The 14,253-nt window shown below is 44.4% G+C and carries 14 protein-coding genes; 3 read left to right on the forward strand and 11 right to left on the reverse strand.

All coding sequences use genetic code 11. The annotated features are described in order from the left end of the window. Positions 1 to 99: 99 nt before the first annotated feature. Genes C8D85_RS02535 through C8D85_RS02545 form a run of 3 tightly spaced genes read left to right on the forward strand, consistent with a single transcriptional unit; the run spans position 100 to position 2,126 of the window. Positions 100 to 873, forward strand: coding sequence for a motility protein A (locus tag C8D85_RS02535; protein ID WP_133559790.1), 774 nt, complete (start codon positions 100 to 102; stop codon positions 871 to 873). Positions 874 to 876: 3 nt separating this feature from the next. Then, entirely contained in the window at positions 877 to 1,656 is a 780-nt protein-coding gene (locus C8D85_RS02540; protein WP_133559791.1) for an OmpA/MotB family protein, read from the forward strand. 38 nt (positions 1,657 to 1,694) lie between these two features. Then, a complete protein-coding gene (locus C8D85_RS02545) occupies positions 1,695 to 2,126 on the forward strand; it encodes a PilZ domain-containing protein (RefSeq protein WP_133559792.1) in 432 nt (143 codons plus the stop codon). 80 nt (positions 2,127 to 2,206) lie between these two features. On the opposite strand, the gene C8D85_RS02550 is transcribed toward C8D85_RS02545, so the two are convergent. The 11 genes from C8D85_RS02550 to C8D85_RS02600 form a co-directional block, all read right to left on the reverse strand. Then, positions 2,207 to 3,379, reverse strand: a complete 1,173-nt coding sequence (locus C8D85_RS02550; protein ID WP_133559793.1) for an O-succinylhomoserine sulfhydrylase — start codon at positions 3,377 to 3,379, stop codon at positions 2,207 to 2,209. Positions 3,380 to 3,472: 93 nt separating this feature from the next. Next, the gene (purF, locus tag C8D85_RS02555) at positions 3,473 to 4,981 is read right to left on the reverse strand and encodes an amidophosphoribosyltransferase (protein ID WP_133559794.1); all 1,509 of its coding nucleotides are present in this window, start codon (positions 4,979 to 4,981) and stop codon (positions 3,473 to 3,475) included. 67 nt (positions 4,982 to 5,048) lie between these two features. Continuing rightward, positions 5,049 to 5,582 (reverse strand): CvpA family protein, encoded by a 534-nt coding sequence (locus tag C8D85_RS02560; protein WP_133559795.1) that lies wholly within the window; start codon positions 5,580 to 5,582, stop codon positions 5,049 to 5,051. Between the two features lie 69 nt (positions 5,583 to 5,651). Continuing rightward, positions 5,652 to 6,239, reverse strand: a complete 588-nt coding sequence (locus C8D85_RS02565) for an SPOR domain-containing protein (RefSeq protein ID WP_133559796.1) — start codon at positions 6,237 to 6,239, stop codon at positions 5,652 to 5,654. Positions 6,240 to 6,247: 8 nt separating this feature from the next. Next, entirely contained in the window at positions 6,248 to 7,480 is a 1,233-nt protein-coding gene (gene folC / locus C8D85_RS02570; protein WP_133559797.1) for a bifunctional tetrahydrofolate synthase/dihydrofolate synthase, read from the reverse strand. Positions 7,481 to 7,483: 3 nt separating this feature from the next. Beyond that, positions 7,484 to 8,350: an acetyl-CoA carboxylase, carboxyltransferase subunit beta gene (accD, locus tag C8D85_RS02575; protein WP_133559798.1), complete on the reverse strand. Its 867-nt coding sequence runs from the start codon at positions 8,348 to 8,350 to the stop codon at positions 7,484 to 7,486. A 38-nt stretch (positions 8,351 to 8,388) separates the two neighbouring features. Beyond that, a complete protein-coding gene (trpA, locus tag C8D85_RS02580; RefSeq protein ID WP_133559799.1) occupies positions 8,389 to 9,195 on the reverse strand; it encodes a tryptophan synthase subunit alpha in 807 nt (268 codons plus the stop codon). Positions 9,196 to 9,197: 2 nt separating this feature from the next. Further along, positions 9,198 to 10,409, reverse strand: a complete 1,212-nt coding sequence (trpB, locus tag C8D85_RS02585; RefSeq protein ID WP_133559800.1) for a tryptophan synthase subunit beta — start codon at positions 10,407 to 10,409, stop codon at positions 9,198 to 9,200. Further along, a complete protein-coding gene (locus C8D85_RS02590; RefSeq protein WP_133559801.1) occupies positions 10,402 to 11,019 on the reverse strand; it encodes a phosphoribosylanthranilate isomerase in 618 nt (205 codons plus the stop codon). Before C8D85_RS02590 ends, trpB begins: the two co-directional genes overlap by 8 nt. Further along, the gene (truA, locus tag C8D85_RS02595; RefSeq protein WP_133559802.1) at positions 11,003 to 11,830 is read right to left on the reverse strand and encodes a tRNA pseudouridine(38-40) synthase TruA; all 828 of its coding nucleotides are present in this window, start codon (positions 11,828 to 11,830) and stop codon (positions 11,003 to 11,005) included. The genes C8D85_RS02590 and truA overlap by 17 nt, the downstream gene beginning before the upstream one ends. Next, a complete protein-coding gene (locus C8D85_RS02600; protein ID WP_133559803.1) occupies positions 11,823 to 14,162 on the reverse strand; it encodes a motility hub landmark protein FimV in 2,340 nt (779 codons plus the stop codon). The genes truA and C8D85_RS02600 overlap by 8 nt, the downstream gene beginning before the upstream one ends. Positions 14,163 to 14,253 lie beyond the last annotated feature (91 nt).

A 14,253-nucleotide genomic window follows, 5' to 3' on the forward strand; every position in this document is an offset into this window, starting at 1 on the left:
CTGAATGTCATACAAAAAACTTACAATTCACTTGTGGTGATGCTCGTGCATCGACATAATGAAAAGACATTTTATTGCAAAAATTAGGTAGTTAGCTCAATGGATTTTGCATCTTTTATTGGAATAATTTCAGGTATAGCACTAATTGTTTCTGCTATTTTTCTAGGCAGTAGCGACTTTAGTATTTTTATCAACATACCTGGCATCATGATTGTGATCGGTGGCACCATTGCCGCCACCCTACTGACTTTTCAGTTTAAAGATACTATGGCCGCTCTGCGGGCGATGTTTATAGTCTTTGCTCAAGACAAACAAGACCCGCAAGCTATGATTGCAACCATGCTACAGCTTACTAAGATCGCTCGACGTGAAGGTCTGGTCGCCTTAAGCCGCGTTGAAGCAGACTCTCCATTCCTTAAACGAGCTTTAGGGATGGCATCCGATGCCTCCGATGAAGAATACATCCGTAACACTCTTCAAGCAGATATAGATTCATTAAAGATGCGTCATTTTGTGGTGCAAGATGTGTTCAAGAAAATGGGCACCTACGCGCCAGCATTTGGTATGTTGGGTACGCTAATAGGTCTAATACAAATGCTTTCTCAACTTGATGACCCAGAAACCATTGGACCGTCCATGGCTGTGGCGCTTTTAACCACATTCTATGGCTCATTACTGGCAACTGTTATCTTTAACCCTATAGCGGGTAAGCTAAAAGCTAGAACTATTCTAGAAATTCAAACACTTGAGATTATTCGTGACGGCACAGTGAGCTTACTAGGGAGTAACAACTACCTAGCAGTTTATGAGCGACTATCTTCTTATATTCCGGCACATCAACGGAAACCTGCTGGTATTGGTGGCGGGGAGTAAACCATGAGCGACCCATTATTCGAGGATGATGAAACTGCAGGTTGGATTTTTACTTTTGCTGACCTAATGTCACTACTTCTGGTTTTTTTCATTCTTCTTTATAGCCTATCAAGAATGACGGAAACCACCTTGGTTGCTGCTTTATCTTCCATCCAAATAGCCTTAAATAGTAATGGCGCTTTAGTTCGACAAGATCCCGTTAAATATTCTGGTGGTGGCACTGAGACCATCAAGCCAGCAGAACCACAAATGGCGACAAATAAAGAACTGATCTACGCAAAAGATCCGATTGACGAGGAAGTTCGTGAAGAGGTCAATGACATTGCCAATGATGTGGTTAGTAAGTTTGTCGCCAACAACCTTGAAAGCCAAGTAATGGTTTTTGAGGACGGGGAGAAGATCACCATTCGAATCGATGGTCAATCGCTATTTGAATCTGGTGAAGCGGAGATCTTATACAGCGCCGAACCGATTTATGAAACATTGCTTGGCATTTTTAACCGTTACCCTGATTACAATATCAACATTAAAGGTCACACTGACAACATTCCAATCAACACAGTGAGATTTCCAAGTAACTGGGAGCTTTCAGCGATTCGGGCTACCACTACCCTACGTTACTTCCTAGAAAATGGAATTCCTCCAGAGCGCATGACTGCCACTGGCTATGCTGACAGTATTCCTTTAATGAGAAACGATACAGAAGAACATCGTGCTGTGAATCGACGTGTAGAATTTGTTCTTCAACGTGACAAAGACAAGCCAATAAACAAAAACCAATAATCAATAGGCGCGCTCAACACGCTCACAAGGAGTTCAGTATGGCGAGTGATAAAAATATGACATACCACTCCAGTGAGCGCAGAAATGCCCTCAGGGTTACTCCTAATGACCATAAGCTTTCTTTTGATCAAGGCTCTTTTAAACTCAATTGCCTTGATATCAGTATGGATGGGGTTGCCCTAAAAAGTGATAAGACACTGCCAACTTTAGAAGGTGAACAAGTTGCGTTTGTTCTCGACCAAAACGATGTCATCATTGGTAAAGTAAGAGCTAGATTAGTATATAAGCAAGATGCGCGTTCTGGTTGGCAATTTACTGCACTAGAAGATGCCGTTAGAAGCTTTATCGATCAGCTCGTACTCGACACACAAAAAGATGCATTACGTAAAGCTGCTGGTGAGCGACTGGCAGAAAAAGAAAAGCAATTGCTAGATCTAGACGCTCAAAGCAATAGAGAAGATTTCGATTAACGTTTATGAAAAACGTGAGTGCATTAAAAGTAAAAGGGAGTTAGCACATGCAGCCAACTCCCTTTTTTAATATCAGCAATCTATACTTTTGCCAATGCTTGCTCTACATCAGAGATAATATCGTCAATGTCTTCAATACCGACAGAAAGACGTACTAACCCTTCCTTGATGCCTGCAGCCAGTTTTTCTTCATCTGTTAAGCGACCGTGCGTGGTCGTTGCAGGATGTGTTACGAGCGTTTTCGTGTCACCCAAATTGCCAGTGATCGACATAAGCTTAACGTTATCAATAAACGTCCAAGCTGCCTCACGACCGCCATCAAGCTCAAATGACAATACGCCACCAAAATCTTTCTGCTGCGCTTTTGCAAGCTCATGATACTTATGGGATGGCAAACCACCGTAGTTTACCTTGGTAACTTTAGGGTGATTTTCAAGAAACTCAGCTAATGCCAATGCATTCGAAGAATGCGCTTTCATACGAAGACTTAATGTTTCAAGACCATTCAAAAGCACCCATGCATTAAACGGGCTCATTGCAGGGCCAGCACTACGCATAAAAGCGACAAACTGATCCACAATCTCTTTAGAAGAAATCAGAGCACCGCCCAAGCAGCGACCTTGGCCGTCTATAAATTTAGTAGCTGACTGCATCACAATGTCAGCACCCTGCGTTAGAGGGTTCTGCAAAGCAGGCGTCGCTAACACAGTATCAACACACAATAATGCACCTTTAGCGTGCGCAAGCTCAGCCACTTTAGCTACATCCACCACTTCGTACAAAGGGTTTGATGGCGTCTCAAAGTAACAAAGACGTGTATTATCATTAATTTCTCGTTCCCATGCCTCATAGTCGGTTGCGTCAACGTAGGCAATCTCTACGTTGTACTTGGCCATGTAAGCATTGAAAAATTTAACTGTTGAACCAAAAATATTACGTGAACAAACAACTTTGTCACCCGCTTTAAGTAGCGAGTAGCCCAGTGTCATTAAAGCCGCCATACCTGAAGACGTAGCAATTGCAGCCTCCCCTTTCTCAAGAGCCGCCAATCGCTTCTCAAACATCTCTACAGTTGGGTTCGTGAAACGTGAGTAGACATTTCCATCAAGATCACCACAAAACTTACCCGCTGCTTCTGCTGCGCTAGAGTAAGCGAAGCTTGATGTCATAAAGATCGCTTCACTGTTCTCTTGCTCTTGGGTTTGACGAATACCTGCTCTTACAGCAAGTGTTGCATCTTTATATTCAGACATAGGTCACTCCAAGTTGACACTTTAAAAACAACTAAGCCAGGTAAAAACCTGGCTTAGCATGAGCAAAAACAAACAATCGCTAAGCCAATGCTATTACATTGGGTGCATTAAATCGCTGTTTGCTGCTTCTTCTACAGAAGCTTTATTTGAATCACTACGCGCGTTAGCAAGACCGTTCAAGTATTCTTGATCAATATTGCCGGTAATGTACTTACCATCGAAAACAGATGTATCGAATTCACGAACATCAGAATGTTTTTCATCAATACACGCTTCAATCAAGTCTTCCAAGTCTTGGAAGATTAAACGATCCGCACCGATCAATTCACAGATTTCGTCTACTGTACGCTCATGAGCAATTAGCTCTGTCGCAGCAGGCATATCAATACCGTAAACGTTCGGGTATCGAACTTCAGGTGCAGCAGAAGCTAGATATACTTTTTTGGCACCCGCTTCACGTGCCATTTCAATGATCTCTTTACTCGTGGTACCACGAACAATTGAATCATCAACCAACAACACATTCTTGTCTTTAAATTCGAAAGGCACTGGGTTCAATTTCTGACGAACAGACTTTTTACGCACCGTTTGACCGGGCATGATGAAAGTTCGGCCGATGTAGCGGTTTTTAACTAAGCCTTCACGGAAAGGAATATTTAGCTCTTGAGCAATTTGAAGTGCTGCAGTACGGCTTGTATCCGGGATTGGAATAACCACATCAATGTCATGATCAACCCACTCACGCTTGATCTTAGCAGCAAGACGGTCACCCTGATTGATACGTGCCTTGTACACAGAAATGCTATCAATAACTGTATCCGGACGAGCAAAGTAGACATATTCGAACAGACATGGGCGAGGTGCTTTCGCTTCTGTACATTGACGCTGATGAACATTGTGCTTCACATCAAAGAACATCGCTTCGCCTGGACGAATATCGCGCTCAATCTTGAAGCCAGCTGCATCAAGAGCAACGCTCTCTGATGCCACCATGTATTCCGTACCATTCTCAGTTTCTTTCGAACCATAGATAAGGGGGCGAATACCATCTGGGTCACGGAACGCTAAAATACCGTAGCCAGTAATCAAGGCAACTACCGCATAACCACCTTCGATACGCTTATAAACTCGCTCTAAGGCGTTAAAAATATCGTCAGGAGTTGGTACTAATTTACCCTCTTCATGAAGTTCATGCGCCAAGACGTTAACTAATACTTCAGAGTCAGATGTAGTGTTAATGTGACGAAGATCCGACTCAAATACTTCCTGCTTTAACTTAGCCGTATTGGTAAGGTTGCCGTTGTGGGCCAACGAAATACCGTAAGGAGAGTTCACATAAAACGGCTGAGCTTCAGCTGAACTAGACGTACCCGCAGTCGGGTAGCGAGCGTGTCCAATGCCGATATTGCCGTGCAGTTTTTTCATGTGTCGTGTACGAAACACTTCACTCACTGGACCATTATCTTTGCGCAAGCATAATAATCCGTTATGGCTTGTAACCATACCAGCAGCGTCCTGACCGCGATGCTGAAGAAGCGTGAGAGCGTCAAAAATGGTTTGGTTAACCATCGACGTGGCTACGACACCAACGATACCACACATGTATATATACCTCGTGATTTGGGGGAACGACTTCGTCGTTTATTTAAAACTTCGCATGTAAATGCGATTAACTTGTTAAAGTACGCTCGATAAGAGAGCTATCAAAGACTTCACCCCCTTTGCCTAACATCTCGCGTACCCAATCTTTCAATACGACCAATTGTGGTACTAACTGTGAAGATTTCCACATATCAGATTTTTCTATTGCAGGGCTTAGACTTAGCAACGAAATGAAAGCCACAACAATCAAACCACCTCGCACAAAACCAAACAGCATACCTATAATGCGATCTGTGCTACTTAGACCTGTTGCCTGAACCAGGGAACCCAGAACAAAATTAACCAATGCACCAAGCACTAGAGTAGCAATAAATAATGCGATAAATGCCACAACATAGCGTATTTGATCGTTCTGCACTTGGTCGATCAACAATGTTTGAAGTGGGCTTGTGAACTTAACGGCAATGATAAAAGCAACGACCCATGTTACTAATGACATCACTTCCTTCACAAAGCCACGCTTTAGACTCAATAACGTCGATAACACCACCACTGCAATGATCATCCAGTCGAGTGTTGAAATTGATTGAATCTGATCCATGCTTACCTCTAAATTATGCTGCGCAGTTTACCAAAAGATTCCGGTATTCCAAGCAGCAAGATGAAACAATTACGAATTTGGCGAATATTTAACGACAATCCCGCTTAACTTAAATTCTTTCTGAACTTTCTGTTTCATTTTTTCTGACTCTTCTCGCTTAAGCTCTGGTCCAACAAACACTTTAAATAAAGAGTTCGTGGTCATTACGTAAGCTGGATAACCTGCATCCTTTAACTTTTTCAGCGTACGAGTGGCGTTATCTTGCTTGCCAAACGTTGCAACCTGAAGAGTCCAACGCTCACCAATCGGCACGGGCTCTTTTGTCACTTTTAGAACAGGCTCTTCAGGTTTCACCTCTAGTTCCGAAACAACACTAACAGGCTCTTTAGCAACAGGTTTAACGGGTTGCGTTTCAGGATCAGAAGGCAAAAGTTCGATGCTATTTACGTCAACGGGTTCGTCTGGGATCTCCATTTCAGAAACCGGTTGAACAGGCGCAATCGCCACCTCAGGGAACTCAGGGCGCTCTGGAACACTAATCTGAACATCTAATGATTCAGGACGCTCCCCGTCCAAGATAAGGGGCAGCAAAATAGCTGAGGACCCTAGAAGAAGACCTGCACCAATCAAGCGATATTTCGACTTAGCATCCAACATTCCGTCACCTACTTAACAACATGAGTTGACAGGTATTCTGACACAGTTAAGAAAGAGCCAAATACAATAACGACAGAATCCTTTGTCTTTGCCATCTGTTTAGCTTGGCTTAACGCTTCAGCCATAGACGGATGACAAATGGCATCACTTTGCACGTATCTAGACAACTCTTCGCCTTTGGCACCCCTTGGTCCGGGTAGATCGATAAAATGCCAAGCCGTGAAGGAATCTTTTAACGTATCCATAACACTGGCTATATCTTTATCTTTCAGCATGCCGCAAACAGCAATTGCAGGCTGCTCAAGTTGAGCAATTTGCGTTTTAAGTTGACTAGCCGCTTCTGGATTATGAGCAACATCGATATACACACAAGGCGCTTCTTCAACTAATTGAAAGCGCCCCAACAGAGTGGCAGACTCAAATAATGCAGCAAGGTCTGTATGGTTTATTTCTAGGTCCAGCTGAAGTAGTGTTGCAATCACCGTTGCAGCGTTTTCCAAAGGAAGCTTTGGCAGCGGCAATTCAGCAAACTCTTTGCCTAAACCTTTCCATGACCACTTTTTACCATCAACACTGAATGAGAAATCTTCATGTTTTTGGATAAGTGAAGCACCAACCTCTTCGGCAACTTTGGCAATCGTCGCAGGAGGATTAACCACACCTGAAACCAAAGGCTTATCTTTTCTGGCAATACCGGCTTTCTCGTAGCCAATACCATCAATCGAATCACCCAGCCAATCAACATGGTCAAGCGCGATAGACGTAATCACAGCCAGATCAGTATCGATCATATTGACGGAATCTAATCGACCGCCCAAACCTACTTCTAACACCCAGTAATCTAGTTCAAGGTGATTAAACACCCAAAGCGCAGCCAAGGTTGAAAATTCAAAGTACGTTAGAGGTGTATCACCACGTGTTGTCTCAATAACTTCAAATGCTTCACACAGTAAAACATCTGAACATTCCTGAGCATCAACCTGAACACGTTCATTGAAGCGGAGAAAATGAGGGGATGTGTAGGTACCAACTTTAAAGCCAGCATTCACTAAGTATTGGGTCAACATGGTACAAGTTGACCCCTTGCCGTTTGTCCCAGCAACCGTGATGACTTTTGCTTTAGGTCGGCCTAGGTTCAAGGCATTTAAAACCTTTAAACCACGCTCCAGTCCGAGTTCGATCTCAGCTGGATGCTGGCTCTCAATGTATGAGAGCCATTCAGATAAAGACTTAGCGGTCATTAATTAGGCTGCTTTGTTCGTCAAGATCGATAAAATATTGTACAAGCGATCGCGCATTTCATGACGTGTAATAATCATGTCTAGCGCGCCTTTATCCAGAAGGAACTCAGAACGTTGGAAGCCCTCAGGAAGCTTTTCGCGTACTGTTTGTTCGATAACACGTGGGCCGGCAAAACCGATCAACGCGTTTGGCTCAGCTACATTTAGATCACCGAGCATAGCAAGTGATGCCGATACACCACCGAATACAGGGTCTGTCATAGCAGAAATGTAAGGAATCCCTTGTTGCTTCATGCGCTCAAGACCCGCACTGGTTTTCGCCATCTGCATCAAAGAGATCAAGGCCTCTTGCATACGTGCACCACCTGAAGCCGAGAAACAAATCAAAGGAATACGTTTTTCAAGACAAACATTAACGGCTTGTATGAACTTCTCACCGACAATTGAGCCCATTGAGCCACCTAGGAAGTTAAACTCAAAAGCCACCGCTACGACAGGCATGCCATTCAAAGTACCTTCCATTGCAACTAAAGCGTCTTTTTCACCAGTTGCTTTTTGTGCCGCAAGCAGACGATCTTTGTATTTCTTGGAGTCTTTAAACTTCAGTTTATCTTCTGGCTCAAGATGTGCCGCGATTTCTGAGCGCCCTTCTTTGTCAAGGAAGATATCCAAACGACGACGCGCATTCACACGCATATGGTGCTCACACTTAGGACAAACGTCTAAGTTTTTTTCAAGCTCTGGACGATACAAAACGTTGTCACATTTTGGGCATTTTTTCCAAAGACCCTCAGGAACACCACCTTGCTGTGCACGCTTCGATTCACTACGCATAATCGAAGGAACAAATTTATCTAACCAACTGCTCATTTAACTCTCCAAATTAATTACTAACTGATCGCGTTTGTTTACTTATCCATTTCCGAACGCATCGGTGACAAGATTGAACGTAGCGCATCAGCGACTTGATCTTGTGTACTATCCTTCGCTTGGGCGATGGCATTAACTAAAACACTGCCGACGATGACACCGTCTGAGCATTGGCTCACTGCACGCGCAGTTTGCGCGTCACGGATACCAAAACCAACACCTATCGGCAGGCTTGTAATTTCTCGTAATGATTGAACGTGCGACGCAACATTATCAACATCCAACGTTGCCGAACCTGTCACTCCTTTTACCGACACGTAATAGACGTATCCAGATGCCAAATCACAAATCTTTTTGGCACGAGCTGGCGTTGTTGTTGGCGATAAAAGATAAATCAAATCAATGTTGTTACTACGGAAGCATTCTACAACATCTGTCGCCTCTTCTGGAGTCAAATCTACTAATAAAATACCATCAACTCCGGCTTCTTTTGCTGCATCTGAAAAAGCTTGATAACCGAAGAACTCAATTGGATTCAAATAGCCCATTAAAACAACAGGCGTTTGCTGATTGACCTGACGAAACTCAGCAATAATTTCCAGCACTTTGCGGATGTTCGTTCCCGCCGCGAGAGCGCGCTCACACGCCAGCTGAATCACTGGACCGTCAGCCATCGGATCAGAGAATGGCATTCCGATCTCTAAAATATCCGCACCAGACTCAACTAAGGCATGCATCAACTCAACGGTGTACCCAGGAGCCGGATCTCCAGCGGTAATATAAGGGATTAATGCTTTTTTGCCATCAGTCTTTAATTGTTCAAAACATTTTTCAATACGACTCATGATCACATCTCCAAACCATCGATTTCTGCAACCGTGTGGATGTCTTTATCACCACGCCCCGATACATTAATTACAACGATTTTATCTTTATCCATGGTTGCTGCGAGCTTCATGCCGTAAGCTATTGCATGACTGGACTCCAAAGCAGGCATAATACCTTCTAAGCGCGTCAATTCACGGAAGCCATGCATCGCTTCATCATCATTAATTGCCACATAGTTAGCTCGACCAACATCTTTCAGCCAAGAGTGTTCAGGTCCAACACCTGGATAGTCAAGACCCGCTGAAATTGAATGGGTGCCAAGAATCTGACCATCATCATCCGCCATGACATAGGTACGATTTCCGTGAAGAACACCTGGTCGTCCAGCACTTAATGGCGCTGCGTGACGTCCAGTTTCAATACCATCACCGCCCGCTTCGACACCGTACATTGCGACACTTTCATCTTCGATAAACGGATAGAACATACCGATCGCATTAGAACCACCGCCAACACACGCAACGACAGCATCAGGCAAACGCCCTTCTTGGTCTATACATTGAGCTTTGGTTTCTCGTCCAATAACGGCTTGAAAATCACGCACCAATTTCGGATACGGATGTGGGCCTGCTGCAGTACCGATGATATAGAACGTATCATCAACATTACTCACCCAGTAACGCATGGCTTCATTCAATGCATCTTTCAGAGTTTTAGTACCTGACTCAACAGGAATAACCTCTGCACCTAAAAGCTTCATACGATACACATTTAGAGCTTGGCGACGAATGTCTTCAGAACCCATAAACACTTTACACTTCAAACCTAAGCGAGCCGCAACAGTTGCCGATGCAACACCGTGCTGGCCAGCACCTGTTTCAGCAATAATGTTCGGTTTGCCCATATGTTTGGCAAGTAAAGCCTGACCTATGGTGTTGTTGATCTTATGAGCCCCCGTATGATTTAGATCTTCTCGCTTCAAGTAGATCTTAGCGCCACCCACTTTTTCTGTTAGGCGCTCTGCAAAATACAACGGTGATGGACGACCAACATAGTGAGCTAGGTCTTTATCAAAGGCCGCCTGAAACTCAGGGTCTTTTGACAGAGTTTCATAAACTTCCGCTAGATCCTCTAACGCCGACATTAGGGTTTCAGAGACAAACACACCGCCGAATTGACCAAAACGACCATGTTCATCTGGCAAATTTAAGGAAACTTTTGATTTATCCACGCTTAGCTCCAGTAATAAATTGCATCACTTTTAAAGGGTCTTTAATACCCTTATGCTGTTCTACACCGCCACTAACATCCACTGCATAAGGTGTAACTGCATTCACTGCTTGTTCAACATTTGCAGCGGTTAAACCACCGGCCAAAATTAAGGGCTTTGGCAACTCGTCAGGGATCAAATGCCAATCAAATGTTTCTCCAGTACCACCAGGAACACCAGCCTTGTAAGCATCCAACAACACTGCACTGGCATCAGTATAACGAGAAGCCTCTTCAAGTATATCTAACCCAGGTTTCATGCGAATCGCTTTGAAATACGGGCGTAGCCAACGTTGGCATTGCTCAGGTGATTCATTACCATGAAATTGCAGTGTCCAACGGGCACTGCCAGCTAAAACTGACTCAACCAAAGCCTCATCAGCGTCAACAAACAGCGCAACCGGTGTGATAAAAGGCGGCAACTTGGCGACAATTTTGTTCGCGTCTTCTGGGGAAATATAACGAGGGCTCTTTTGATAAAAAACAAAACCTAAGGCATCCGCACCACACTCCGATGCATGCAAAGCGTCTGACAAATTTGTAATACCACAAATCTTAACGCGGCAAGACATAGGGTGGCTCCTCTTTAAATGGTAAAAAGTGAGGACCTAATGCAGGCTTTGGCACACCAAAATGCTCAGGAAACTCGGCATCAACAAAATACAAGCCATAAGGGGGGGCCGTAACACCTCCTTGAGCACGGTCTTTTGCCTCAAGTACTTGCTTCGCCCATTCGACAGGCTGCTCCCCAGCACCGATTGTCATCAGAACCCCAGCAAAATTACGGATCATATGATGCAAAAATGCATTCGCTCGAACATCTAGCACAATGTACTGCCCGAATTGATCAACAGAAAAATTCAGGATAGTTCGAACTGGGCTATGCGCCTGACACCCTACGGCACGAAATGAAGTAAAATCATGAGTACCAATAAAATACTCACAAGCCTCCTTCATTGCCGAGACATTTAACTCTTTATAAGTCCAAGTAACACCCTTGCCCATTACCGCTGGCCGGAATTCAGATTGGTATATCACATAGCGATAGCGGCGACTGACTGCACTAAATCTAGCATGAAAATCCTCGGCAACATTCGCTGCTGCTTTCACTGAAATATCTGGAGGTAAATGGGTGTTTACACCGAGCGTCCAAGCTCTTAATGGCCGCTGGACATGCGTTTCAAAGTGAACAACCTGTGCACTTGCATGAACGCCTGCATCAGTGCGTCCAGCGCAAATTACATTGACAGGATGATTAGCAATTTTTGAAAGGGCGTTTTCTAAACATTCTTGAACGGTGGCAACATCAAATTTTTGAGCTTGCCACCCTTTGTAGGCTGCCCCGTCGTATTCCACGACTAGGGCCACTTTTTGATTACTCACTTGGGAACATGCGCTCCATCATACTACTTGCTTCAGCTACCTGGCTTTCATTGCCAGCATTTATAACGTCTTCAAGTATAACACGAGCGCCCTCTTCATCACCCATATCCATGTAGGCACGAGCCAAATCTAATTTCGTTGCAACCTCATCGCCACTGGCATCAAAGAAATCAATTGGTTCTTCGTCATCGTCGTCATCAGAGCTGTTTTCCATATCAGCAGCAGCTTCATCAGCACCAAACTCAGGGACGTCAAGGCCACCAAATTCATCTTCTTCCTGAGCCTCGGCAAGCACTTCATCAATGCTATCAGCCAACGCAGTATCTGGCTCAACATCAAACACAGATGACTCATCCACATCATCCTGCTCATCTTCAGTGAGAAGATTATTTACAAAGCTCTCTTCTTCAGAGAAGTCTTCAGACTCCTCTTGAACCTCGAAGTCATCACTGTTCAGTTCCTCTTCTGAGTCTAGCCCAGACAAGGTATCTTCTAAATCAAAGCCTTCTTCGGTGTTAAAGATATCATCTTCTGCCAAGCTTGCAGGATCTTGCTCAGCCACCTGCTCTTCAACTGCCGCATCAAAATCTTCTAGGTTTGTATCTTCCACTTCGAATTCAGAGAATGGATCATCGCTTGAATCCTCATCAGCCAATTCGTCCATTTCTGCGCCAAGTGCATCATCAAAAGCTGAATCAGTCGCTACATCATCCAACTCAGGCACTTCAAACTCATCAAAGGCATCTTCTTCAGGCAAAGACGACTCTAAGTCTGCTGATGCAACAGTCTCATCAAACCCTTCAAAACTTTCTTCTTCTGGAGCGTCGACTTCAAAATCAAAAGCAAATGGATCCTCTTCTTCTATCTGCTCTTCAGTCTCTGCAAAAGGATCACTTTCAGGCTCTGGTTCAGCCACAGCTTCAGCTGCGGCAACAGCAGCCACAGGTGCAGCAGCGGCTGCTGGAGAAAGATCAAACTCATTAGACTCTTTAGAGGAGTCTTCTTTCTCGGCCTTATTTCTACCTGAACGCTTGATAAGCATACCGATCAGCAAGCCAAGAAGCAGCAGAACCGCGCCAGCAATTGACAAAATAATCGGGTTTCCAAAAATCTTATTTGACCAAGAAGCCTCTTCAATTGCCTCTTGTTCACGGCGTAACTGATCAGCTTCCAGCAATTGATCTACAGTATTCTTCTGTTCCTGCATAGCCTGCTGAGCACTCGTAAATTGGCGCTGCAGCTCAGCCATCTGTTGATCTTTTAAAGAAATCAAACGTTCAAGTGTAGCAAGCTGCTCATTCAGCTCACCCAACTTGTCATTTAATTCAGCCTTCTCTCGAACTTCCTTATCAAGCAATTCATTAGTTGAAGAAAGCTCTGACTCTAACTCCCCTATACGCTGTAGATCGGCTTCATTGGAGCTTGCATTTTCTTCAGGAAGAACATTTTGACCAGATGCCAATCGAAGTGTGTCACTAACAGGCATTGCTGGCGCAGGTTCAGCATTACTACTCGCTTGAGTATTCATTTGCTCGTTTGCGATCAACTCATCCAGCTTACCAGCCTGTTTGAGTGCCATCCAGGCTGCGTGTTGGCGAGCAAACTCAGCCTCAGAGGTCGCCTTATTAAACAGCTCAATTTGTTCTCGAGTAGGCAAACGTAATACAGCTCCTTCGCGCAGGAGGTTAATATTGTTTGCATAAAAAGCATCTTGGTTAAGCGCTTGAATCGCCATCATTGTTTGATAGATGGTCAACTGATTAGTAGGACGATTTTTACCCGCGATAGACCAAAGGGTATTGCCTTTTTTAACGGCCAACTCGCCTTGTCCAGCCATAGAGAGGGCTTGTTCGGTTTCAGTGCGGAAAACTTGGTTTGATACAGTTTGAGGCGGCGGCGGTGTTACAGCCTGAACCACTTCAGGCTGAGATTTTTCAACAAGAGCGGATCTATTTAAAGGAGCACTGTACTCACGAACAACTTGGCCGCTAGGCCAACCAGCAGCCAACACAAAATTTAGCTGATCAACGTTCAAAGGAGCTTGTGATTGTACAGTCACTGCTAACTGACCATTCTCATTAACCACCCCAAATCGTAACTGGGATAAAGTTCTTGTTAACGGAACCCCTGCCTGTCTGAACTCACTCTCAGAACCAAGTCGGATGGCAATATCGCCTGGGCTTAAGCCTTCTGTGTCCGATAGCTGTATCCTACCTCGGTACGGCTCATCAAACTGGGATTGGGAAGTCAGTTCGCCCAGCTCCAAAGCATATCCATTGGACATGTACAGCGCGCTGGAAACGGCCAAACTAATCAGCGTTTTTTTGAGCATAAGCTTCCCTTTCTTGTTAAGACCCGACGACAAGTTTAGCTCAAGTATCTTATACGGGTCGCCATTTATCAATAGCTTTAGAATCAATGGT

This window comes from Marinomonas communis (assembly GCF_004363305.1).
Classification (GTDB): domain Bacteria; phylum Pseudomonadota; class Gammaproteobacteria; order Pseudomonadales; family Marinomonadaceae; genus Marinomonas; species Marinomonas communis.

Coding starts and splice junctions, on each gene's coding strand:
- C8D85_RS02535 (WP_133559790.1), top strand. CDS start 100: ATGGATTTTGCATCTTTTATTGGAATAATTTCAGGTATAGCACTAATT.
- C8D85_RS02540 (WP_133559791.1), top strand. CDS start 877: ATGAGCGACCCATTATTCGAGGATGATGAAACTGCAGGTTGGATTTTT.
- C8D85_RS02545 (WP_133559792.1), top strand. CDS start 1,695: ATGGCGAGTGATAAAAATATGACATACCACTCCAGTGAGCGCAGAAAT.
- C8D85_RS02550 (WP_133559793.1), bottom strand. CDS start 3,379: ATGTCTGAATATAAAGATGCAACACTTGCTGTAAGAGCAGGTATTCGT.
- purF (WP_133559794.1), bottom strand. CDS start 4,981: ATGTGTGGTATCGTTGGTGTCGTAGCCACGTCGATGGTTAACCAAACC.
- C8D85_RS02560 (WP_133559795.1), bottom strand. CDS start 5,582: ATGGATCAGATTCAATCAATTTCAACACTCGACTGGATGATCATTGCA.
- C8D85_RS02565 (WP_133559796.1), bottom strand. CDS start 6,239: ATGTTGGATGCTAAGTCGAAATATCGCTTGATTGGTGCAGGTCTTCTT.
- folC (WP_133559797.1), bottom strand. CDS start 7,480: ATGACCGCTAAGTCTTTATCTGAATGGCTCTCATACATTGAGAGCCAG.
- accD (WP_133559798.1), bottom strand. CDS start 8,350: ATGAGCAGTTGGTTAGATAAATTTGTTCCTTCGATTATGCGTAGTGAA.
- trpA (WP_133559799.1), bottom strand. CDS start 9,195: ATGAGTCGTATTGAAAAATGTTTTGAACAATTAAAGACTGATGGCAAA.
- C8D85_RS02590 (WP_133559801.1), bottom strand. CDS start 11,019: ATGTCTTGCCGCGTTAAGATTTGTGGTATTACAAATTTGTCAGACGCT.
- C8D85_RS02600 (WP_133559803.1), bottom strand. CDS start 14,162: ATGCTCAAAAAAACGCTGATTAGTTTGGCCGTTTCCAGCGCGCTGTAC.